This is a genomic window from Enterococcus sp. DIV2402, assembly GCF_017426705.2.
GTDB classification, from domain to species: Bacteria; Bacillota; Bacilli; order Lactobacillales; family Enterococcaceae; genus Enterococcus_F; species Enterococcus_F lowellii.
The window spans coordinates 393,733-416,275 of record NZ_CP147251.1 but is presented as its reverse complement, the minus strand read 5'-3'; the positions used below and the strand labels follow the sequence as shown (position 1 = coordinate 416,275).

General features: G+C 35.9%; 21 protein-coding genes. 14 read left to right on the top strand and 7 right to left on the bottom strand.

The genetic code is table 11. The annotated features are described in order from the left end of the window. Positions 1–34: 34 nt before the first annotated feature. From gyrB to dnaA, 5 genes are all read right to left on the bottom strand, one after another. The gene (gene gyrB / locus DOK78_RS01940; protein WP_207941875.1) at positions 35–1,984 is read right to left on the bottom strand and encodes a DNA topoisomerase (ATP-hydrolyzing) subunit B; all 1,950 of its coding nucleotides are present in this window, start codon (positions 1,982–1,984) and stop codon (positions 35–37) included. After that, positions 1,981–3,105 carry a DNA replication/repair protein RecF gene (gene recF / locus DOK78_RS01935; RefSeq protein ID WP_207941874.1) on the bottom strand — a complete coding sequence of 375 codons (1,125 nt, stop codon included), beginning with the start codon at positions 3,103–3,105 and terminating at the stop codon, positions 1,981–1,983. Before recF ends, gyrB begins: the two co-directional genes overlap by 4 nt. Beyond that, the gene (yaaA, locus tag DOK78_RS01930) at positions 3,092–3,328 is read right to left on the bottom strand and encodes a S4 domain-containing protein YaaA (RefSeq protein ID WP_207941873.1); all 237 of its coding nucleotides are present in this window, start codon (positions 3,326–3,328) and stop codon (positions 3,092–3,094) included. Before yaaA ends, recF begins: the two co-directional genes overlap by 14 nt. A gap of 226 nt (positions 3,329–3,554) precedes the next feature. Beyond that, on the bottom strand, positions 3,555–4,685 hold the full coding sequence (dnaN, locus tag DOK78_RS01925; RefSeq protein ID WP_207941872.1) for a DNA polymerase III subunit beta: 1,131 nt from the start codon (positions 4,683–4,685) through the stop codon (positions 3,555–3,557). Between the two features lie 159 nt (positions 4,686–4,844). After that, a complete protein-coding gene (dnaA, locus tag DOK78_RS01920) occupies positions 4,845–6,182 on the bottom strand; it encodes a chromosomal replication initiator protein DnaA (protein WP_207941871.1) in 1,338 nt (445 codons plus the stop codon). A 644-nt stretch (positions 6,183–6,826) separates the two neighbouring features. Between dnaA and rpmH the strand changes: the two genes are divergently transcribed. The 5 genes from rpmH (at position 6,827) to DOK78_RS01895 (ending at position 11,269) form a co-directional block, all read left to right on the top strand. Further along, positions 6,827–6,961, top strand: a complete 135-nt coding sequence (rpmH, locus tag DOK78_RS01915) for a 50S ribosomal protein L34 (protein ID WP_002293121.1) — start codon at positions 6,827–6,829, stop codon at positions 6,959–6,961. A gap of 121 nt (positions 6,962–7,082) precedes the next feature. Next, entirely contained in the window at positions 7,083–7,418 is a 336-nt protein-coding gene (gene rnpA / locus DOK78_RS01910; protein ID WP_207941870.1) for a ribonuclease P protein component, read from the top strand. Positions 7,419–7,437: 19 nt separating this feature from the next. Further along, entirely contained in the window at positions 7,438–8,265 is an 828-nt protein-coding gene (locus tag DOK78_RS01905) for a membrane protein insertase YidC (RefSeq protein ID WP_207941869.1), read from the top strand. Positions 8,266–8,282: 17 nt separating this feature from the next. Beyond that, positions 8,283–9,056, top strand: a complete 774-nt coding sequence (gene jag / locus DOK78_RS01900) for an RNA-binding cell elongation regulator Jag/EloR (protein ID WP_207941868.1) — start codon at positions 8,283–8,285, stop codon at positions 9,054–9,056. Between the two features lie 215 nt (positions 9,057–9,271). After that, complete coding sequence (locus tag DOK78_RS01895) at positions 9,272–11,269, top strand: KUP/HAK/KT family potassium transporter (RefSeq protein WP_207941867.1); 1,998 nt, start codon at positions 9,272–9,274, stop codon at positions 11,267–11,269. A gap of 133 nt (positions 11,270–11,402) precedes the next feature. Here DOK78_RS01895 and DOK78_RS01890 read toward each other — a convergent pair whose 3' ends face one another. Next, positions 11,403–11,735, bottom strand: coding sequence for a heavy metal-binding domain-containing protein (locus tag DOK78_RS01890; protein WP_207941866.1), 333 nt, complete (start codon positions 11,733–11,735; stop codon positions 11,403–11,405). Positions 11,736–11,972: 237 nt separating this feature from the next. Here DOK78_RS01890 and mnmE point away from each other — a divergent pair, with 237 nt between their 5' ends. Together mnmE and mnmG are read left to right on the top strand one after the other, a co-directional pair. Continuing rightward, complete coding sequence (mnmE, locus tag DOK78_RS01885; protein ID WP_207941865.1) at positions 11,973–13,367, top strand: tRNA uridine-5-carboxymethylaminomethyl(34) synthesis GTPase MnmE; 1,395 nt, start codon at positions 11,973–11,975, stop codon at positions 13,365–13,367. Between the two features lie 16 nt (positions 13,368–13,383). After that, positions 13,384–15,288: a tRNA uridine-5-carboxymethylaminomethyl(34) synthesis enzyme MnmG gene (mnmG, locus tag DOK78_RS01880; RefSeq protein ID WP_207941864.1), complete on the top strand. Its 1,905-nt coding sequence runs from the start codon at positions 13,384–13,386 to the stop codon at positions 15,286–15,288. A gap of 106 nt (positions 15,289–15,394) precedes the next feature. Here mnmG and DOK78_RS01875 read toward each other — a convergent pair whose 3' ends face one another. Beyond that, a complete protein-coding gene (locus tag DOK78_RS01875) occupies positions 15,395–16,918 on the bottom strand; it encodes an AMP-binding protein (RefSeq protein WP_207941863.1) in 1,524 nt (507 codons plus the stop codon). Positions 16,919–17,054: 136 nt separating this feature from the next. Between DOK78_RS01875 and DOK78_RS01870 the strand changes: the two genes are divergently transcribed. From DOK78_RS01870 to DOK78_RS01840, 7 genes are all read left to right on the top strand, one after another. Further along, a complete protein-coding gene (locus DOK78_RS01870) occupies positions 17,055–17,303 on the top strand; it encodes a hypothetical protein (protein ID WP_207941862.1) in 249 nt (82 codons plus the stop codon). Positions 17,304–17,565: 262 nt separating this feature from the next. Further along, on the top strand, positions 17,566–18,204 hold the full coding sequence (locus DOK78_RS01865) for a FusB/FusC family EF-G-binding protein (RefSeq protein WP_207941861.1): 639 nt from the start codon (positions 17,566–17,568) through the stop codon (positions 18,202–18,204). A 184-nt stretch (positions 18,205–18,388) separates the two neighbouring features. Further along, the gene (locus tag DOK78_RS01860) at positions 18,389–18,967 is read left to right on the top strand and encodes a nitroreductase family protein (protein WP_207941860.1); all 579 of its coding nucleotides are present in this window, start codon (positions 18,389–18,391) and stop codon (positions 18,965–18,967) included. Between the two features lie 238 nt (positions 18,968–19,205). Next, the gene (locus DOK78_RS01855; RefSeq protein WP_207941859.1) at positions 19,206–20,024 is read left to right on the top strand and encodes a DUF6612 family protein; all 819 of its coding nucleotides are present in this window, start codon (positions 19,206–19,208) and stop codon (positions 20,022–20,024) included. Positions 20,025–20,172: 148 nt separating this feature from the next. After that, positions 20,173–20,889 (top strand): 16S rRNA (guanine(527)-N(7))-methyltransferase RsmG, encoded by a 717-nt coding sequence (gene rsmG / locus DOK78_RS01850; RefSeq protein ID WP_207941858.1) that lies wholly within the window; start codon positions 20,173–20,175, stop codon positions 20,887–20,889. 11 nt (positions 20,890–20,900) lie between these two features. Next, complete coding sequence (locus DOK78_RS01845) at positions 20,901–21,665, top strand: ParA family protein (protein WP_207941857.1); 765 nt, start codon at positions 20,901–20,903, stop codon at positions 21,663–21,665. Further along, on the top strand, positions 21,655–22,542 hold the full coding sequence (locus DOK78_RS01840) for a ParB/RepB/Spo0J family partition protein (RefSeq protein WP_207941856.1): 888 nt from the start codon (positions 21,655–21,657) through the stop codon (positions 22,540–22,542). Before DOK78_RS01845 ends, DOK78_RS01840 begins: the two co-directional genes overlap by 11 nt. Position 22,543: the final 1 nt, after the last annotated feature.

Here is a 22,543-nt window from a genome sequence, read left to right as displayed (position 1 = left end):
TCTTTTGATCTTCCAAAATTTCTCCTCCTTATCGTTAAATATCAAGATTTTTAACGTAGTGTGCATTTTCTTCAATGAACGCGCGACGTGGTTCTACTTTGTCACCCATTAACATTTCAAAAACTTGGTCTGCTTCAATGGCATCATCTACACTAACACGTAACATCATACGATTTTCTGGATCCATCGTAGTTTCCCACAATTGATGGTCATCCATTTCTCCTAAACCTTTATATCGTTGAACAGTTGGTTTTGGTGTTGCTGGTAATTCACTAATAACACGCTGCAATTCTTCTTCGGCATTTTTGCCTGGTTGAATGTAGGTAATGTTTTTTCCTTGTTTCACCCCATACAATGGTGGTTGCGCAATATAAACATACCCTGCTTCCACGATTGGACGCATATAACGATAGAATAAGGTTAATAATAACGTACGGATATGAGCTCCATCGACATCGGCATCGGTCATAATAACAAGTTTATGATAACGCGCTTTTGATACATCAAAATCAGCACCAAAACCTGTTCCCATAGCAGTAAATAAGGAACGAATTTCTTCATTAGCTAAAATTTTATCCATGCTGGCTTTTTCAACGTTTAAAATTTTCCCACGAATAGGTAAAATCGCTTGGAATTCACGGCTACGTCCTTGTTTCGCTGAACCACCGGCAGAATCTCCTTCGACGATAAATAATTCTGTTTTTTCAGGATCATTACTTGAACAATCGGCTAATTTACCAGGTAAATTGCTGATTTCCAAAGCACCTTTTCGGCGAGTCACTTCACGCGCACGTTTCGCTGCTAAGCGCGCTTTAGAAGCTAATAAACCTTTTTCAACTACTTGACGTCCTACAGAAGGATTTTCCATTAAAAATTTAGAGAAATGTTCTGAAAATAGGCGATCTGTAACAGTTCGCACTTCTGAATTACCTAATTTGGTTTTTGTTTGTCCTTCAAATTGTGGATCCGGATGTTTAATAGAAATAACAGCTGTTAACCCTTCTCGAACATCTTCTCCGGTTAAATTCTCATCGTTGTCTTTCATCAATTTTTGCTTACGAGCATAATCATTAATTACACGAGTTAACGCTGTTTTGAATCCAAATTCATGTGTTCCACCTTCGTAAGTATGAATATTATTCGCAAAACTTAAAATATTTGAATGATACCCATCTGTATATTGCATGGATACTTCGACTGTAATTTCTTGTTGTTCCCCTTCAAGAAAGATTGGTTCTGGGAATAAGACATTTTTGTTGGCATTCAAATGTTCAACATAGCTTTTAATTCCGCCTTCATAATGATATTCACGTTTAACTGGTTCTGCTTCACGGCGATCTTCAATTGAAATGAATAACCCTTTATTTAAAAATGCTAATTCACGAACACGTGTCGCTAATTTTTCAAAGTTAAAGACTGTTGTTTCTGTGAAAATTTCTGGATCAGGAATGAAATGGACGTCTGTTCCGCTACGGTCAGTTTCACCGATCACTTCTAAATCAGCGACAACTTTTCCACGACAGTACTCTTGATAATAAATTTTACCTTCTTTATGGACTTTTACATCTAAAGTAGTCGACAAGGCATTAACCACTGACGACCCTACTCCATGCAGACCACCAGATACTTTATAGCCGCCACCGCCAAATTTTCCTCCGGCATGCAAAATAGTAAAAACCGTTTCAACAGCTGGTCGACCTGTCTTGGCTTGAATATCTACTGGAATTCCACGACCATCATCAATAACTGTAATACTGTTATCTTCTTCAATAATGACTTGAATACTTGTAGCAAACCCTGCTAAAGCTTCATCAATAGAATTATCCACAATTTCCCATACTAAATGGTGTAATCCTTCTGAGCTAGTGGAACCGATATACATTCCAGGACGTTTTCTTACTGCTTCTAGTCCTTCTAAGACCTGAATCTGACTTGCATCATATTCTTTTGCGCGTTCATTTAACATTTTCTCTTCTTCTGTCACTCCGCACTCTCTCCTTCTAGTTGACCTTGACGAACGTAGAAAATTTCTGGTTCAACGGTCATTTTATCTTTCACATGTTCTAACGTTGTCGTTGTTAAAAACGTTTGAACTTTGCCTTCAATTGTTTCAAGTAGATGCAGTTGTCTCGCATCATCTAATTCACTCATGACATCATCTAGTAATAAGACGGGATATTCCCCAGTTTCTTCTTTCATCAAATCAATTTCAGCTAATTTCACACTTAATGCAGTGGTACGTTGCTGACCTTGCGAACCAAATGTTTGAACATTTCTTTCATTAATCAAAAAAATCAAATCATCACGGTGTGGTCCCGCTAATGTGACTTGACGAAAATGTTCTTTGTTTTTGACTTTTTCTAAGGCTTGACGAAAAGCTGTTTGAACAGCTTCTAGATTATCCCACGGAGTATCCGGGACACTTGAAATATATTCAATCACTAAAGTTTCTTTATTTTGACTAATTTTTTGGTGGAGCTGACTCGCCCAATATTCCAAACGTTTAACAAATTTTTGTCTTGCAATCAGAACTTTGCTTCCAAATTCTACTAATTGCTCTGTTAAAATTTCTAAATATAACTCATCCGTTTGCTTTTTTTCAGCTAATTGCTTTAAATATTGATTGCGTTGTTTCAAAACTTTTTGGTATTGCACCAAATCGTATAAATATACAGGATCAATTTGGCCAATTTCCATATCTAAAAATTTACGGCGTAATTGGGGACTGCCTTTCACTAAAGATAAATCCTCTGGGGCAAATAAAATAACGTTGAGTTGACCAATATAACTACTTAGTTTTTTTTGTTCTATGTGATTTACTTTGGTTTTACGGCCTTTTTTGGTTAAAAATAACTCCAAAGGGACCGAAGTATGTGTACGTTCAACGTTTCCCCTAATTGAGGCTTGCTTGGCATCCCATTGTATTAATTCTTGTTCATTTGTGGTTCGGTGACTACGCGTCATCGCCAGTACAAAAATACTTTCTAAAATATTCGTCTTCCCTTGCGCATTTTCCCCTAAAAAAATAACTAGGTTCTTGGTAAACGTCAAAGATAAGTTGTCATAATTTCGAAAATTTTGTATCTGAAGATTACTCAGACGCATGGTCGTTATCCTTTATCATAAAGAAGGTACCGACTTCTGGAATCTCAATCATCATGCCATCATATAATTTGCGACCACGGCGATTTTCTGGCTCTCCATCAATAAAAACAGTATTTTCAGCTAAATACCATTTGGCTTGACCGCCACTACTGATAACATTCACTTCTTTTAAAACTTGACCCAGTGTCATGTAATCTGATTTTAAAATGATTTTCTCTTTCATTTTTTCCCTCAATTCTACTTAGAGACATATGTTTATATTATACCTCTTTTAAAGGAATAAAACAAATTTATCCGCATATTTATCGTTTTTAGAAGTTTTAATTCATTTAGACAAATTTTATTTAAAATTAAAAGAAGGGCTTAAAATCGATTTTAAGCCCTTCTTTGTATAATTCTCTTTTTAGAATTGTCTTTCAAGAAATTTTCAAAGTTAATGAAAATCTAAATTAATTTGTACGAACTGGTGTAATTAATTGAATAAATTCACCATTACCTTCTGTTGGTTCCAATGTAAATGGACGAATTGCTGAAATAAAACGAATACTGATTGTTGTTGCCCCAAACGCGCGTAAAGAAGCTTTCATATAGTCTGGATTAAACGAAATATCTAGTGGGTCACCAGAAACTTTTTCGTAATTTAAGACTTCTTCCACTTTTCCGATTTCTGGAGAGTTTCCGTATAAAATAACTCCATCGCTAGCGATATGCAAACGCACGATGTTATTGCGACCTTCATGAGATAGCAATGACGCACGCTCAATAGCTGCTAAAAGTTCCGGCACACTAAAATCAATTTCTGTATTAAAGCTAGTTGGAATCAAACGATTCGTATCAGGATACGTTCCTTCAAGTAAACGAGAATAAAACTTCATGGTTTTAGTTTCGAATAATACTTGGTTATCCATAATGCTAATTTTTATTTCTTCTTCTTCATCGCCTACTGAACGAGAAAGCTCTGTTAAACTTTTTCCTGGAATAACGATATTAAAAGCTTCTGAGCCACTTTCTAACGGAATAATTCGTTGGCTTAAACGATGAGAATCGGTCGCAACAGCTAATAGCTTTTGATTTTCTAAAATAAAATGAACCCCTGTTAAGATTGGACGACTTTCATGTTGAGAAACCGCAAATACAGTTTCTCCAATTAATTTATTTAAGACATGAATGGGGATAGTAATTTGATTTTGACTATCCACAATTGGTAGATGTGGATAACTATCTGCGTCTAAACCATTCACAGTAAAGTTAGCTTTACCCGAAGTAATGTTCACTTGATTATTTTCAATCACTTCCATTGTGAAATCATCTTCAGGTAAACGACGAATAATTTCTCCAAAGAAACGAGATTGTAAAACAACGGCACCTGTCTGCTCGATCACCATTTGCGCATTTTCATCCGTGACACTTAAAAATGATTCAATTGAAATTTCCGCATTGCTTCCTGTTAAAGTCAGACCATTTGCTGAAAGTTCTATTTTAACTCCAGTTAAGATTGGCATAGTCGTTTTTGATGAGATTGCTCGTTGAACAGTTTGTAATTCTTGAATAAAGGTTGAACGATTTAACGTTACTTTCATGATAGCTTCTCCTTTTATATTAATTTAAAGAATAAAAATAGTAGTAGTAGTAGGGCTGTTGATACTGTGGAAAACTCGATAAAAACACAAGAAAATAAAGTTATTCACCTGTTAATAAACTGGGGGTAACTTCGCTTCTTTTTTTCTTAGTTATACACACTAATTTAGTAGTAATCCTTTTATCTCAGAAATTTCATTTTGGATCGTTGAATCATGTTTTAATAATTGCTGAATCTTTTCGTGCGCGTGAATAACTGTGGTATGATCTTTGCCACCGAATTCGGCGCCGATTTTTGGTAAAGAGTTATCTGTCATTTCTCGAGCTAAAAACATAGCAATTTGACGTGGCACAACAATGCTTTTCACGCGTTTTTTGCCTTTTAAGTCTTTTAATTGAATATGATAATAACTTGCTACTTCTTCTTGTATTTGTAAAATAGATACTTGACGCAATGGTTCGCTGGACTGAAGTGCTTTCAGTGCTTCAGCGGCTAAACTGGTTGTAATATCAGCGCTTTGAATTGTCGCAAAAGCTTGCACACGAACTAAGGCGCCTTCTAATTCACGAATATTGGAATCAATTTGTCCTGCAATATAACTCAACGTATCATCAGGAATTTCCAAATTTTCTGCTTCTGCTTTTTTTCGTAAAATAGCAGTTCGTGTTTCTAAGTCTGGTGGAGTAATATCTACAGATAACCCCCACGCAAAACGCGAGACTAAACGTTGTGGCAACGTTGGAATTTCATTTGGCAAACGATCACTTGTCAAAACAATTTGTTTATTGTTTCGATAAAGTTCTTCAAATGTATTAAAGAACTCTTCTTGCGTTCCTTCTTTATTTACCAAAAATTGAATATCATCGACTAATAATAAATCAACTGTTCGATATTCATTTCGAAAATCTTCCATTTTGTTTTTTTGAATCGAATTAATGAAATCATTAGTGAAATTTTCACTACTCACATATTTAATTTTGGCATGTGGTCGTTTAGCGAGCATTTGATGACCAATTGCGTGCATTAAATGGGTTTTTCCAAGACCAACCCCACCATAGAAAAAGAGTGGATTGTAAATGGAGCCTGGGTCTTCCGCAACAACTAGCGCTGCAGCGTGAGCCATTTGATTGCCTTTTCCGATAACGAATGTATCAAACGTATATTTAGGATTTAACATAGAAATGTTTGGTTCGTTGGTTGTCGGTAATTCTATATTTTTTTCCGTTCCACGTTGTTTATAGACATCGGATTCGTCTGGTGTAACAAAAATTGGAAGAATTTCTTCACCACTCATCATAAAGAATGTTTCAAGAATTTTTCCCGCGAGGTTTTTTTCCCAATAATTCTTTTGAATAGCTGTAGGTACTTCAATAATTAGTTCATTATTTTGAAAAGAAAGAGGCATAGCAGGTTCGATCCATGTATTGTAACTAACTGGATTCATTTCTTTTTTATAGCTGTCTTGCAACTCTTTCCATATAGCATCCAGAGATGGCATCGCAAATCCTCCTGTAAAATAGTCGATAAAGATAGATAGTACTAATTTATCATGGATTAAAGAAGTTTTCCACAGTATCGAATAAAAATGAGAAAATTAATTTTGTTTTTCCACACTGTTGATAAAAAAATAAAAAGAAATCCACAAGCTGGTAAAACTGTTATCCACAGAAAATAAATTTGTGTGAATAACTATAAAAATAAAAAAGTTATTCACAATTAGGTGTTGAATACTTTTGCTGATATATAAGCTTTTATAGATTAATATCCACAGAAAAAAAGAGGCTGTTGATAACTTTTTAACCCCCTGTGAATCTGTGTATAACCATCGAATAACTCGAGAATAAGTCACTCATGAAAAAAAATTATACACAGAGATATCCCCAGCTAAATTTTCGATATTGTGGATAAATAAATAGATTAAAAAATAGAGAAAAAAAGGAGAATTTTATCGTTTTGTAATAAAAATGAGGAGAAAATTTGTTTTTTGTTCTTTCTAATAAGAAAGAGCAATTGACGTCTTTCTTAAATCTTTCAAAAAGGTATTTTCACTTTTTTATTGACAAAACTAGGAGGTACTAGTTATACTATCAAAGTATGTCGTAAAGTAATCGATAACAGAACACTTGTTGGAGGTGGAAATAAATGAAAAGAACGTATCAACCAAATAAACGTAAACGTCAAAAAGTTCACGGATTCCGTAAACGTATGAGTACTAAAAATGGACGTCGTGTTTTAGCTAGCCGTCGTCGTAAAGGCAGAAAGGTTCTTTCTGCATAAGCCACTGAACCTCAGTGGTTTTTTTTTATGCACTTTTTTAGCTGAAAAGCTGAACCGATATTGCAAATTATGGTATTATTGGTTAGTGAGTATCTAAGTAGAAGGAAATGATGAAAAGGACATGAGAAAGGCATATCGAGTCAAAAAAGAGAAAGAATTTCAAAAAGTTTTTCAAACAGGACAATCATTTGCGAATCGCAAATTTGTGGTATATGTATTACCTAAAGACCAACCGCATTTTCGCGTGGGAATTTCTGTCGGGAAAAAAATCGGTAATGCAGTCGCACGCAACGCTGTGAAGCGTAAGATTCGGGCGAGTATTTTCGATATGAAAGACATGATCAATCCGAATTTGGATTTTATCGTCATCGCTAGACCATCCGTTTCAAATTTATCTTCCCAAGAAGTGTACTCGAATTTGCTGCATGTATTCAAACTTGCAAAAATAATCAGTTAAGGGAAAGGAAAATTGTTCAGTGAAAAAAAGAAAGCGTCTCCTACTGATGATGGGTCTTGTGTCATTAGTAGTATTATTATCAGCTTGTGGAACAAGCGAAGTCTCTGCCCAAAGTACTGGCTTTTGGGAAAGATATGTAGTTTATTACTTTGCGGAGGCTATTAAATGGTTATCAGTTGGTGGATCACGTGGAATGGGGATTATTCTCTTTACCTTGATTATCCGTATTATTTTATTACCATTAATGAATTTCCAAACAAAAAGTATGCGTAAAACGCAAGAACTACAACCGAAATTAAAAGAACTGCAACAACAATACTCATCAAAAGATACTGCGACACAGCAAAAGTTACGTGAAGAACAACAACGTCTGTATGCTGAAAATGGTGTTAATCCATATGCAGGTTGTTTACCATTAGTTGTTCAAATGCCAATCTTGATGGCGATTTGGCAAGCAATTTCTCGTGTACCAGAACTAAGAGAAGGTAGCTTCATGTGGTTAAAAGTGTTAGGAAATCCGGATCCATACTTTATTTTGCCAATTTTAGCGGCAATCTTTACATTTGGAAGCACATACTTATCAAGCATGAGCCAAGTAGAATCAAATCCTAGTATGAAAATCATGACGTATACGATGCCTGTGATGATTTTAGTCATGGGGATTAATTTACCAAGTGCCCTATCGCTTTATTGGGTAGTTTCTAATGCTTTCCAAGTAGGTCAAACGTTATTAATTAATAATCCATATAAAATTATTCGTGAACGTGAAGAAACCGCACGTCAAGAAAAAGAACGTGAACGTGCTTTACGTAAAGCACAAAATCCGAAGAAAAAACGTAAAAAATAACGAAAGGAGCATAAACGATGCCAATCTATGAAGGTCAAACAGTCGAAGAAGCAATTTCTGCCGGTCTTGCGGCACTGGGATTAACAGAAAGTCAAGTTACCGTTGAAGTATTAGACGAAGGGAAAAAGGGATTTTTGGGAATGGGTAAAAAAAATGCCCGTGTTTCTTTAAATCCAGTTTTAACAGAAGAAGTTGTGGAAACAGTCGAAGAAATCATTGAGGATGTAGTTGAACCTGAACTTGCTGAATCTGTGGTTGAAGTAGATGTGACGGTTGCCCCCGTTGAACCTGAAGTACCAAAAGATAACACCGTTTTAGAAAATTTAGAAGATGATGAAGCGTTAATGCAACTTGCTTTGTATTTAACAAATATCTCTCGAGAATTAAATGCACCTGCGCTAGTAAAAACGACTCGTGAACATGGAACAATAGTGTTTCAATTAGAGACGCAAAAACAAGGGATTTTAATTGGTAAACATGGTAAAACATTAAATGCGTTGCAATATCTTGCGCAAGTATTTATCCATCGTGTGGCCAAAAATAAATTGTCTGTTGTCGTTAATGTCGGCAACTACCGTGAAAAACGCCAAGCAATTTTACAACGTTTAGCCGAACGTACAGCGGAAAAAGTTGATCGTACAGGTCGTCCCGTCTTTTTAGAACCAATGCCTGCTTTTGAACGCAAACAAATTCATGCCGCATTGAGTAAAAAAGACTATGTAACAACCCATTCTGAAGGCGACGAACCGTATCGTTATTTAGTCGTTGAACCGGCGAAAAAATATTTTTAACTAAAGAATTGACAAAGAACTCCAAAATGTAGATAATGATGTCCATTAGGGGAGTAGCACATAGATTTATTCTATGATTCTAAGTCAACATCAAGTGTGTAAACACTGGTTTAGAATATAAAGGCAAGACCTAGGTGAGCAGAGCTCATCTAGGTCTTTTTTCTTTTCCTCTATGTCAGTTGAAAAATTTTTAATTATCAGAAGGAGGAAACAATATGTTAAAAGATCATAAAAAGGTTTCAGCTGCAGGATTATTAGTATCAATGGGGGTTGTTTATGGTGATATTGGTACTAGTCCGCTCTACGTAATGAAAGCAATTGTTGAAGAAAATGGTGGGTTAAAAAGCCTACAACCCGATTTTATTTTAGGCGCTGTTTCGCTAATTTTTTGGACCTTGACGTTGCTGACAACTATTAAATACGTCATTATCGCTTTAAATGCCGATAATCATGGAGAAGGGGGGATTTTTTCGCTTTATACGCTAGTCAGAAAATCAGGTAAATATTTAATTATTCCTGCAATGATAGGCGGGGCCGCACTATTAGCAGATGGAGTGTTGACGCCAGCAGTCACTGTCACAACAGCGATTGAAGGCTTACGAGGCATTCCTTTGTTTTACGATACATTCGGAAACGATCAAAACGTGATAGTGATTATCACATTGGTTATTTTGTTGGTACTTTTTGGAGTGCAGCGTTTTGGAACGGATTTAGTTGGTAAAGCATTTGGTCCAGCAATGTTTTTATGGTTTACTTTTTTAGGTGTTGTTGGATTAATTAATTTTAGCGGTGATTTGTCGGTCATCCGGGCATTAAATCCAGTCTATGCGATTAAATTATTGTTTAGTCCAGAAAATAAAGAAGGTCTGTTTATTTTAGGAAGTATTTTCCTAGCAACTACCGGAGCAGAAGCTCTTTATTCTGACATGGGTCACGTTGGTAAAAATAATATTCGTGTGAGTTGGCCGTATATAAAAGTCTGTCTGATGCTTAATTATCTTGGGCAAGCAGCTTGGTTGTTACAAGCCTATAAAAAGCCTGTATTTTTAGAACAAGAGCATATTAATCCATTCTTTATGGCTTTGCCAAATGGTTGGATGGTATTTGGTGTCGGATTTGCTACCTTAGCCGCTATCATCGCTTCACAAGCCTTGTTATCCGGTTCATTTACGTTAGTTTCTGAAGCAATCAAGTTGAAATTACTTCCTCGATTGAAAATCGTCTATCCAGGAACATCTATTGGTCAAATGTACATTCCAGCAGTCAATCTAATTTTGTGGATTTGCTGTTCGCTTGTTGTTGTCACGTTTAGAACTTCTACCCACATGGAAGCCGCGTATGGTTTATCCATTACAATAACCATGTTAATGACGACCTTGTTACTTTATTACTATTTAACTCTTAGTGGAAAAAATAAATGGTTTGCGTTGGTATTAACGGTTTTCTTCGGTTTTATTGAAACGATTTTCTTTGTTTCGAGTGCTGTAAAATTTTTCCATGGTGGTTTTGTAGCCGTTATTATGGCTTTAATCATTTTATTTGTGATGGTTGTGTGGGAATGGGGGAATATTATTGCAGAAAGAGCTTCAGAAGATGTTAATTTAAATGATTATCTCCCTCAATTAGACAAATTGCGACAAGATTCTACCATTCCTATGTATCAAACCAATGTTGTGTTTTTAGTACCAAATCTTACAGGCAATTGGATTGGTCGCCAGTTTCTTTATTCTATTTTAGATAAGCGTTTGAAAAAAGCAAAGGTCTATTGGTTTGTTAATGTCAATGTAACCGATGAGCCGTACACTCAAGAATATGAAGTTGATATGATGGAAACTGATTTTATCGTAAAATTAAAATTACACCTTGGTTTCAGAATGAACCAAGATGTAAATGTCTATATTCGCCAAGTGATTAATGATTTGATGAAAGATGGTCGCTTACCAAAACAACCGCAAACTTACTCTATTACCCCTGGACGTGAGGTGGGTGATTTTCAATTTATTTTAATTCAAAAATCACTTTCGAATAACTGTGAATTAAGTAAATGGGAGCGTCAAGTGATGGAAATGAAGTTATCTATCAAACGTTACACCACTTCTCCTGAAAACTGGTTTGGTTTAGAATACAGTGAAGTAAAATATGAAACCGTACCTTTAGTTATTGGTGAGACACGTAAAACACATTTAATAGAAAAGACTAGATCTGTCATGTAACAGATTCACCGATGTTTCCTTGACTTCATGTTCTTTTACAAGTATAGTCTACAGTAGATCATTCTTATCAGAGCAAATACTTTGATATAAAAAAAGCCTGACTTTTCGACAGGCTTTTTTTTTATTGGAAAAATTAACCACCAATGGTTGATTGTGTGAATTGCACGACTGTTCCATAAGCGAAAATTTCTATGATGTTATTGTCAGTATGCTCATGCTCAAAATGACAGTTAATCACTGCATTTGCACCGTATTCATAGGCAGTTTCTTTTAATTTATAAGCAACGTCAGCTAATAATTCATTTGGGTTGTTCGCTGGATCAAATAAATCAACATCAATCTTAGCTGTTGCAAAAACAATGTCACGTACGACATAGGGTTTATTGACATTTCCTGTAGATAAAATAATACGATTGATGCGCTCATCGCCACCGTGTTTATAATTGATGTTTTCTTCAGTATTCATAACTGATCCCTTCTTTCCGCAAGTCTATGCAACTATATTTTAGCTTTTTTTGGATGTTTGCGCAAAACTTAACTTATTTAAAATACAAGTGAGTTGGAAACTTGTCACTATTGAAAAAATATGCTACTCTATGACAAGAATTTAATCAGACAAGCAGTCAAAGTGCGAAGTCTACTCGTGAAATTTAACGGGTGGAGTGGGCACTTTTTTTGTGTCAAAAATTAGGAGGGACTATTCGTGGCGGAAATTACGCAAGAATTTGATACGATTGCAGCAATTTCGACTCCCCCGGGAGAAGGAGCAATTAGCATTGTTCGTTTAAGCGGCGATCAAGCTGTTGCTATTGCAGACAAAGTATTCAAAGCCAATAAATCATTAGCAGATGTCGCAAGTCATACAATTAATTACGGTCATCTTTTTGATCCAAGAACAGAACAATTAGTCGATGAAGTGATGGTCTCTGTCATGCGTGCACCAAAAACATTTACGCGAGAAGATGTCATTGAAATCAATTGTCATGGTGGCATTGTTGTTGTCAATCAAATTTTACAACTACTATTACGCCAAGGTGCACGATTAGCTGAACCAGGTGAATTTACTAAACGTGCCTTTTTAAATGGACGTGTCGATTTGTCACAAGCAGAAGCAATTATGGATTTAATCCGAGCGAAAACTGACAAAGCAATGAACTTAGCTTTAAATCAATTAGATGGTAATTTATCAAATTTGATTCGTGCGTTACGTCAAGAAATCCTTGAAACACTGGCACAAGTAGAAGTGAATATTGACTATCCAGAATACGATGATGTGGAAGAAATGACCACACGTTTATTATTAGAGAAAGCAACGCATGTGCAAGCACAAATTCAGGCATTGTTACAAACTGCACAACAAGGAAAAATCTTGCGTGAAGGTCTTAATACTGCGATTATTGGTCGACCAAATGTAGGGAAATCAAGTTTATTGAATCATTTGTTACGTGAAGAAAAAGCGATTGTAACCGACATTGCTGGAACCACGCGGGATGTTATTGAAGAATACGTCAATGTTCGGGGTGTACCTTTAAAATTAATTGATACAGCAGGCATTCGTGAAACAGAAGATATTGTTGAGCGAATTGGTGTTGAACGCAGTCGAAAAGCTTTATCAGAAGCTGACTTAATTTTATTAGTGTTAAATCAAAGCGAAGAACTATCGCCTGAAGATCGTCAATTGATTGAGATTACCACTGGCACAAAACGTATTATTTTGTTAAATAAAGCCGACTTACCATCAAAATTAAATCGTACAGAACTAGAAGAATATGTTGTAGGCGATGCTGTTTTTGACGTATCTGTTTTACAAAATGATGGCTTAGACCAGTTAGAAAAAGCGATTGCTGATTTGTTCTTTGGCGGGCAAACAGCAGATAAAGATGCTTCTTATTTGTCAAATACACGTCATATTGCTTTGCTAGAAAATGCCTCACAAGCGCTAGGCGAAGTGGTAGAAGGCATTGAAGCTGGTATGCCTGTTGACCTTGTACAAATGGATATGACACGCTGTTGGGACTATTTAGGTGAAGTAGTTGGTGATAGTGTGCAAGATGAATTAATTACACAATTGTTTAGTCAATTCTGTTTAGGTAAATAAGAAAGGAAGTAACACAATGCAAGAATATCAAGGTGGCGCATATGACGTCATTGTTGTCGGTGCAGGTCATGCAGGTTCAGAAGCTGCTTTAGCCGCAAGCCGTATGGGAAATAAAACACTATTAATCACAATTAACTTAGATATGGTTGCTTTTATGCCATGCAATCCTTCTGTTGGTGGTCCAGCCAAAGGTGTTGTTGTGCGTGAGATTGACGCATTAGGTGGCGAAATGGGCAAAAATATCGATAAAACTTATATTCAAATGCGTATGTTGAATACTGGGAAAGGGCCAGCAGTGCGTGCGTTACGTGCCCAAGCTGACAAACACGCCTATGCATCAGAAATGAAACGTACAATTGAAAATGAAGAAAACCTAACATTGCGTCAAGGAATTGTAGAACGTTTGATCGTTGAAGACGGCGTATGTAAAGGCGTAGTAACCGCAACTGGTGCACGCTATGAAGCAAAAGCCGTTGTAATTACTGCTGGAACAGCTTTACGTGGTGAGATTATTATTGGTGAGTTGAAATATTCTTCTGGTCCGAATAATTCCCAACCTTCCGTAGCTTTAGCAGATAACTTAAAAGAACTAGGACTAGAAATTGAACGCTTTAAAACAGGAACACCTCCACGAGTGAAATCAAGCACGATTGATTACAGTGTGACTGAAATTCAACCAGGTGATGAAGCGCCCAATCATTTTAGCTTTAGCACGCCAGATAGTGCCTATAAACAAGAACAAATTCCTTGTTGGTTAACGTACACTAATCCAGGAACACATCAAATCATTCAAGCAAACTTGCACCGTGCGCCGATGTTTACTGGGATTGTCGAAGGGGTTGGTGCACGTTATTGTCCATCAATTGAAGACAAAATTGTTCGTTTTGCAGATAAAGAACGTCATCAATTATTCTTAGAACCAGAAGGCTTAAATACCGAAGAAGTCTATGTACAAGGTTTATCTTCTTCGTTACCAGAAGATGTGCAAGAAAATGTCTTGCATTCAATTGCTGGTTTGGAAAAAGCAGAAATGATGCGAACAGGTTATGCTATTGAATACGATGTGGTTGTTCCCCATCAATTGCGTCCAACGTTGGAAACAAAAGTTATTGAAAACCTTTATACAGCTGGTCAAACCAATGGAACAAGCGGGTATGAAGAAGCAGCAGGTCAAGGTTTAATCGCCGGAATTAATGCTGGATTGAAAATTCAAGGCAAAGAGCCACTTGTTTTAAAACGTAGTGATGGCTATATCGGTGTGATGATTGACGATTTAGTAACCAAAGGAACCAATGAACCGTATCGTCTTTTAACTTCTCGTGCCGAATATCGTTTATTATTGCGCCACGACAATGCTGATTTACGTCTAACTGAAATGGGTCATGTCATTGGTTTAGTAAAAGAAGACCAATATCAAGACTACGTAGCCAAAAAAGCCGCTGTTGAAGCGGAAATTGAGCGCTTGAAAGGTATCCGTATCAAACCAACTAAAGAAGTACAAGCATTCTTAGAAGCAAAAGGCTCAGCGACCCTAAAAGATGGTGTCTTAGCCAATGAAATCTTGCGCCGTCCAGAAATTGGTTATCAAGAAATTGCTCAATTTATTCCAGTCAATGAAGCATTAACCAATCGTGAAATTGAACAAGTAGAAATTCAAATTAAATACGAAGGTTATATCAAAAAAGCGATGGAAAAAGTAGAGAAATTAAAACGCATGGAAGCAAAACGCATTCCAGAAAACATCGATTATTCAGCAATCAATGGTTTAGCAACCGAAGCAAAACAAAAATTACAAAAGATCCAACCAGAAACCATTGCTCAAGCAAGCCGAATCAGTGGTGTAAATCCAGCCGACTTGAGTATTTTAATGGTCTATATCGAACAAGGAAAAATCGCGAAAACAACTTCAAACCAAAATTAATAAAAAATGCAAGAGAATAACTGTGAAGGCTATTCTCTTGCATTCTTTTAGCTAAATGTTTCATGTGAAACAACCGAGTATATTCTTATGCTCGGTTGTTTTTGTTTTAAAATGTATGATTTTTTAATGCTTGTTCAATTTGTAGGCGTTGCACTTTCATGGTAGCTGTGCGAGGAATTTCTTCAAATTTTCGTAGCAGTGGTTCGTTTAAATGCGGTAAATCAGCAATTTTTTCCCACCAGGCATCCCAATTCATTTCTTTCCCAGTGACAACTGAAATAATGGGTTGCGGTTGTTGATCTTGATCACGGACGATAACTACTTCTTCTAGAAAGTCTAAGTGATCAAGTAAATAATCTTCGATGGCAAGATTGCTGTTAATTTTTTCAATTAAATCTACTTGACGATCTTTTAAGAATAAATGCCCCTGATAGTCAATCATACCGTAGTCTCCGCTATCCCACCATTCGTTATAAACTGTTTCTTGGAAGCGTGCGTCTTCTTTGTAATAAGTAAGTGCACGGCCTTTTGATAAAAATTGGATGTGTCCATCTGTATTAGCCGGTAAGACATTCCCGTTTTTATCAGCAATACGTGCTTGAGTTAAACCTTCTAAACCAATTCCCATATCGCGGGCATCATTTCCTTTTAATGAAACTAGCGTATGTTTTTTAAGAATCATCGGTCCACATTCGCTTTGTCCATATACTTGTAGAAAAACTGCTTCTTCGTCTCCAGAAGCTTCCAAAAAGCGTGCCATGGTTTGATTATTGATGGCATCAAAAGTCGAATGATAGTAACGAATACTGTGAAACGCTTCAGGGTGTTCTTTGGCATAAAAGGACCACTGTACAAAGTTATTTGGGTGCGTTTCTAACGCAATCGGCTGATAACGAGTTAACATCACACCTACTTTTTGACTATCTGCAGTATTTAAAGGCATTAAGGGGAACCCCATCGCCATAGCAGAAGTCATACCAATATTAAAGCGAGAATGAACAGGTGAGATATGAAAAGCTAATAATTTTTTTTCTGTAATTTTTTCAAAAATAGTTCGTTGCCATAAGGTTCGCCAGCCCATTGAATTTGCTGAATGACAAATTAATTTTGGAATACCAGTAGTTCCAGAAGTATGAGTCATATAGCTGATTTCATCTAGCTCTAATTGAAGCTGTGGGGCTTCTAACGGAGTTTGTTGAAGTAAATAGCTTACAGCTAGATGTTTATTATCGGAACTATTTTCAATTGCTTGGACCACATTCGCCGTTTGGTCGTCAAAAAGAATGAAAGGATCTTCCAGACGTTCTACAAAAACAGTCATAGTTTCTACGGGGAAATGATAGGAAACCATCACTGGGATAGCACCTAAATAAGAAACAGCTGTTGCTAATAAATAAGTATCAAATTTTGGGCTTTTAAAAATAACAACTTTATCTCGTGCTTGCACGCCACAGCGGGCTAATTGATACGCTCGTTGCTGAATGATAGCTAAGCTTTCAGCATAAGTGGTTTCTAAGGGTAATTCTGGGAAAGCAGGCAAGACTTCATCAAGAATTAGTTGTTGTGAGGGATAATTGAGTGCTGCTTGTTCATAATTTGTATATAAATTTAACGGGGTGTATTGATCCATATAAAAGGACTCCTTTAATAATATTTTCTTTATCATAGCATATTTTGTGATTGATTATACAATTGAAAATAAAAATTTTATAAAAAAGCGACAATGATGTTTGTGTAATCGTTTATTAATATTAGGAGGGATGGAGATGAAAAAATTAAAGTTAATCTTTTTAACAAGTGAAGGAAAACGACATATATTTTATCCACAAGTTGATTCAGATAAAATTACGGACAAAGAAATTCAAAAAATTATCCAACAGTTGCTTATTGTGGATAAGTCTCAGGCTCAAAATGGGAGCCATTTATTTGCAACACTAGAAAAAGCTGTTTGGATTGATAGACAGTCTACGATTCTTTTTAGAAGATATAAAAATGGAATAATCTACGGACGATAATTGTGCTTTGTTGCACAATAGAAAAATAATGATTTCACAAGTTGTTAAATCAAGGATCGAAGTGTTTCACGTGAAACATTTCGATTGATATTTTGGATGTTTCCACGTATGATAGGTCAGTAATATAATTGAATCAACTAAAGGGGATGATAGAATGGTACGTACTGTATCTTCTGTAGAAAGACAAATTGCTGATCGTTAATTCGGATGCTTTGTCTGATTTCTTCAAAGCATCTATATGTTTGAAGAAAGGAAATTTATAATGAACCCAATAATCCAACCATATCAATATTTTGCTATTCAAAAACAAGTCCAATATTTAATTAATTCGTATCAATCTGTGAATGACCACGAAACAATTCAGACAATTCAAGCGCTGACTGTCGAAAAAATTGATGAAATTGTTCCAGAACGCTATCCAGAAATTGAAGCACTCAAGACATTTATTTTGGATAGGTCCTTAACAAGAGCGAAAACCGAAAGTTATTTTGAAACGTTAAAAGCAGCGGTGATTCCGTTTAATCAACCTTCAAATAAGCAGATTGAAAAAGCATTTCGAAAAACTAAAAAGTTAAAGATTCCGGCATGGGAAGGACTTGATTTAAGAGAACACTCTTATATAGGCTGGAATGATCCCGGCAGTCAGAAGAAATTTATTTTGTATTATCAAGATGAGAAGCTGCAAGGAATTTCTGGGCAATTAAGTCCCACTATTTTGAAAAATGTCTGTTCAATTTGTCAAAAAGTATCGAACGTCTCGATGTTTTTAGCGACAACTAAAACGAGTGGTGATGGGACATACACCAAAAAAGGAAATTATATCTGTGCGGATAGTGAACAATGCAATCATCAATTGCATGATATGGTTTCATTTTATACGTTTGTCAATCAAATGAAATAATTGGTAATATAAGAACCTGATACAAATTGTTTAAAACGAAGTACCTGAACGATAGAGAGCCTGAAACAATGCTCTTGTGTCGTTCGGGTATTTTTTTGAATCTTGTATAAGCTTTAATAGTTGTTTTCTCATTTTTTTCTAAGTAAACTAATAAGTGAGAATGATTCTCAAAGGAGGAGATAGAATGGTTACAGTTAGTGAAGCAATTGTTGAACGTCGGACATCCAAAAAGAGTTTGAGTAAAGAAGTTCCATTAGAGTTAATTTATGAATTATTAGAAAAAGCACGCTTTGCTCCTTTTCATAAACGTGAGCCTTGGCAAGCAAAAATTATTACGACGCAAGAAGAAAAAGCGTTTCTATACAATGAAGTGATTAAGCGTTATGAAGAAAATGGTGTGATTCATGATGAAGCAAGTCGAGAAAAAATGACTAAAAAAATGACGAACTTACTTAAAAATGCGCCAGCAACGATTTTATTCGCAAGAGAAGTTATTCCAGACAACAAACGCTTAGATTCAGATTCGATTCAAGCGACGGCTGCTTTAATTCAAAATTTCTCATTGGTTGCCTATGAAGCAGGTTTGGTTGGTTTTTGGGCATCAAGTAAATTTGTAATGGATCAAGAATTAGCTAAGCGCTTAGGTTTTCCTGAAAATTATGAAGTAATAGCGAATTATCGTCTGGGTTATCCTGATCCAGAAATCAAAAAGAATCGAGCGAAACGAGCAGATGTTAAAACATGGGCAACGCCTTTATTATAAAATTAAAAAAATAATATAATTAAAAGATATCCGAACGATATGAGATAAGCTGTAGTCATTAACATAGATTTGTAATAAATGTCGACTGTAATGAACCATCTTATTCTATAAAGTTCGGGTATTTTTCGTAGACAGGGGGAATAGTCCTTGCTATTTTTTGTTTTTAAACATGAAAAAAGAATTTAATTCCATCACATGTTACAATATAAGGGTATAAATTATTTAGGAGGGAACAACGATGAAAAAAAGAAAGTTAGTCTGGGCGTCGATTGCTTTATGCGCAATTACTTTATCTGCGTGTAACAACAATGAACAAGCAACAACAAATGAAACGGTCGCGACCTCTGAAAAACAAGCAGGAAATTTGTCTAAGGAAGAAGTTTTACAGAAAGCTTCTGAAGCATCACAAAATATTAAGAGTGCAGAAATAACAATGGACATCAAAATGGATATGATGATGAACGAACAAGAAAATAAGGTGGATACAAGCTCTGTCGTTCAATATACGCTAGACCCTTTTGCAATGAAGACTGAAACTAGTTTCCCCGTAGATGGTCAATCTCAAACGACAACTAGCTACATGGATAAAGAAGCATTGTATTATCAAGTTGCTGGATCAGACGAATGGCAAAAACAACCACTTGAAACATCAGGTGTGGATGTGGAAGATTTAATTGATACGTATTCTTCATCGGATATTTTTGATTCATTTGAAGAATATCAAGACAAAGTAGAGCTTACAGAAGCTGGCGAAAATTATGTGTTGTCATTTACTGGTAGTGGCGAAGAATTAAAAGATTTAGCTGAAAAAGTTTTAACATCTGGAAATACAGGGACAGAAGCAGACATGTCTAGCATGATGGATCAAATGAAAATCAATGATTTTTCTTATGAATCAATCATCAGTAAAGAGACTTTCTTGCCAGTTTCATTTACGTCTATGATGGATTACGAAGTTGAAGCAGATGGGTATAAAATTTCTGCTAAAATGGATCAAACTGGTTCATTTGATAAAATCAATCAAATTGACGCAATTGAAATTCCAGCAGCGAAATAAATTTAGAAAAAGATGGCTGAGTGAGGTGCTTAGTCATCTTTTTTTGCGTATTCTTATAGTCGAACTATTGCATGATTAGCGGTTTTGCGTTAAAGTAGTAACTAGTCTGTGAAACATTTTTTGTTTCACGAAAAGAAAGGAAATGGCTATGTTACCTGAAGAATTTCAACAAGAATTACGTACTCAAGGCATTGAGTTGAACCAAAAACAAATGGAACAATTTGAACGCTACTACGAACTATTAGTTGAATGGAACGAGAAGATGAATCTGACTGCAATTACTGAGAAAAAAGAAGTGTATTTGAAGCATTTTTATGATTCAATCACCTTGGCATTATCCGTACCATTAAATGAACAAGCTTCCTTATGTGATGTCGGTTCAGGTGCAGGATTTCCAAGTATTCCTTTAAAAATTGTCTTTCCTCAATTAAAAATTACAATTGTTGATTCACTAAATAAACGCATTACTTTTTTACAAACCTTAGTCGATGCACTCGGTTTAAATGACGTGTCATTGTTTCATGATCGTGCGGAAACTTTTGGACAAAATGTAGCACATCGCGCTTCATATGATTATGTTACAGCCCGTGCAGTTGCTCGCTTAAATGTGTTAGCTGAATTATGTTTGCCTTTAGTGAAAAAATCTGGCTTTTTCTTTGCTTTAAAAGCAGCTAAAAGCGAAGAAGAATTACTTGAAGCAAAACTAGCAATTGCGATTTTAGGTGGTAAATTCATAGAAGATAAAGAAATTCATTTACCTGTTACCAATGATGAGCGTCATACATTAATTATTGAAAAGAAAAAAGAAACACCCAAAAAATATCCTAGAAAACCAGGATTACCAAATAAACAGCCAATCAAGTAGGAGGAAGAGCCATGGCACGAATTATCTCTGTTGCAAACCAAAAAGGTGGCGTTGGTAAAACCACCACAACGGTCAACTTAGGAGCATGTTTAGCCTATGTTGGCAAAAAAGTTTTACTAGTAGACATTGATGCACAAGGCAACGCGACAAGTGGAATCGGAATTAAAAAGGCAGACGTACAGACAGATATTTATGATGTATTAGTGAATGAAGTGCCGATTCGTGAAACCATTTTAGCTAGTTCAAGAGAAAATTTAGATATTGTTCCTGCCACGCTTCAATTGGCTGGTGCCGAAATCGAACTAGCAACGAAGATGGCTAGAGAAACACGTCTGAAAGTGGCTTTAAAAGAAGTAACTGCGCAATATGATTACATTTTAATCGATTGCCCACCTTCATTAGGGACATTGACCATCAATGCGTTTACTGCAAGTGACTCCATTTTAATTCCTGTACAGTGTGAATATTATGCGTTAGAAGGATTAAGTCAATTGTTGAATACCGTTCGTTTAGTACAAAAACACTTTAATCCAGATTTGGAAATTGAAGGTGTCTTGCTGACTATGTTTGATGCACGAACAAATCTAAGTAGTGAAGTTGTTGAAGATGTTCGTCGTTATTTCCAAGAGAAAGTATATCAAACTGTTATTCCACGAAATATTCGCTTATCTGAGGCACCAAGCTATGGTTTATCGATTATTGATTATGATTTACGATCAAAAGGTGCCGAAGTTTATCAGGCTTTAGCAAAGGAAGTGTTAGCTCGTGAAAAATAAGGGGAAAAGTTTAGGCAAAGGCATCGATGCGTTGTTTCAAGATTTAGCTGGACTTGAAAATGTAGATGTAAAAAAAGACGAAGTGCTAGAACTTTCTTTAAATGAACTACGCCCTAACCCGTATCAACCGCGCAAAACGTTTGATGAAGTTTCTTTACAAGAATTAGCGAATTCCATTGAGCAATCTGGCGTGTTTCAACCAATTATTGTGCGTAAATCAGCAGTCAAAGGGTATGAAATTATTGCGGGTGAACGCCGTTTCCGAGCCTCAAAATTAGCAAAAAAAGAAACGATTCCTGCCATTATTCGAGAGTTTGATGAAGAATCCATGATGCAAGTGGCGGTTTTAGAAAATTTACAACGTGAAGATTTAAATCCGTTGGAAGAAGCGGAAGCCTATGATATGCTAATGAAGAATTTGAAACTGACTCAAGCAGAAGTTGCTGAACGCTTAGGAAAAAGCCGTCCATATATTGCGAATTATTTACGATTATTATCTTTGCCAAAGTTGGTCAAAGAAATGATGCAAGATGAACGTTTGTCGATGGGGCAAGCCCGAACGTTATTAGGCTTGAAAAACAAGGAGCAAATTTTAAAATTAGCTAATCGTTGTGTGAAAGAAAATTTAACCGTGCGTCAATTAGAACAGCTTGTTTCTACAATGAATGAATCCAAAGATAAGAAAAAGGTTCCTCGAATCGTGAAAGAAAAGCCGTATTATTTACGTGAAAGTGAAGATCGTTTGATGGATAAGTTTGGAACAAGTGTCGAAATCAATGAAAAAAAAGGCAAAGGTAAGATTGAAATCGAATATTTGTCTCAAAGTGATTTAACGCGAATTTTAGATATTTTAAACATTCATTTTGATGAAGCATAAG

What these genes read in the sequence shown, in the direction of transcription:
- jag (WP_207941868.1), top strand. Translation starts at nt 8,283, where the DNA reads ATGCCAATCTATGAAGGTCAAACAGTCGAAGAAGCAATTTCTGCCGGT.
- mnmG (WP_207941864.1), top strand. Translation starts at nt 13,384, where the DNA reads ATGCAAGAATATCAAGGTGGCGCATATGACGTCATTGTTGTCGGTGCA.
- DOK78_RS01870 (WP_207941862.1), top strand. Translation starts at nt 17,055, where the DNA reads ATGAAAAAATTAAAGTTAATCTTTTTAACAAGTGAAGGAAAACGACAT.
- DOK78_RS01895 (WP_207941867.1), top strand. Translation starts at nt 9,272, where the DNA reads ATGTTAAAAGATCATAAAAAGGTTTCAGCTGCAGGATTATTAGTATCA.
- rsmG (WP_207941858.1), top strand. Translation starts at nt 20,173, where the DNA reads ATGTTACCTGAAGAATTTCAACAAGAATTACGTACTCAAGGCATTGAG.
- rpmH (WP_002293121.1), top strand. Translation starts at nt 6,827, where the DNA reads ATGAAAAGAACGTATCAACCAAATAAACGTAAACGTCAAAAAGTTCAC.
- dnaN (WP_207941872.1), bottom strand. Translation starts at nt 4,685, where the DNA reads ATGAAAGTAACGTTAAATCGTTCAACCTTTATTCAAGAATTACAAACT.
- DOK78_RS01890 (WP_207941866.1), bottom strand. Translation starts at nt 11,735, where the DNA reads ATGAATACTGAAGAAAACATCAATTATAAACACGGTGGCGATGAGCGC.
- DOK78_RS01860 (WP_207941860.1), top strand. Translation starts at nt 18,389, where the DNA reads ATGGTTACAGTTAGTGAAGCAATTGTTGAACGTCGGACATCCAAAAAG.
- DOK78_RS01845 (WP_207941857.1), top strand. Translation starts at nt 20,901, where the DNA reads ATGGCACGAATTATCTCTGTTGCAAACCAAAAAGGTGGCGTTGGTAAA.
- yaaA (WP_207941873.1), bottom strand. Translation starts at nt 3,328, where the DNA reads ATGAAAGAGAAAATCATTTTAAAATCAGATTACATGACACTGGGTCAA.
- rnpA (WP_207941870.1), top strand. Translation starts at nt 7,083, where the DNA reads ATGAGAAAGGCATATCGAGTCAAAAAAGAGAAAGAATTTCAAAAAGTT.
- DOK78_RS01855 (WP_207941859.1), top strand. Translation starts at nt 19,206, where the DNA reads ATGAAAAAAAGAAAGTTAGTCTGGGCGTCGATTGCTTTATGCGCAATT.
- recF (WP_207941874.1), bottom strand. Translation starts at nt 3,105, where the DNA reads ATGCGTCTGAGTAATCTTCAGATACAAAATTTTCGAAATTATGACAAC.
- dnaA (WP_207941871.1), bottom strand. Translation starts at nt 6,182, where the DNA reads ATGCCATCTCTGGATGCTATATGGAAAGAGTTGCAAGACAGCTATAAA.
- DOK78_RS01865 (WP_207941861.1), top strand. Translation starts at nt 17,566, where the DNA reads ATGAACCCAATAATCCAACCATATCAATATTTTGCTATTCAAAAACAA.
- DOK78_RS01875 (WP_207941863.1), bottom strand. Translation starts at nt 16,918, where the DNA reads ATGGATCAATACACCCCGTTAAATTTATATACAAATTATGAACAAGCA.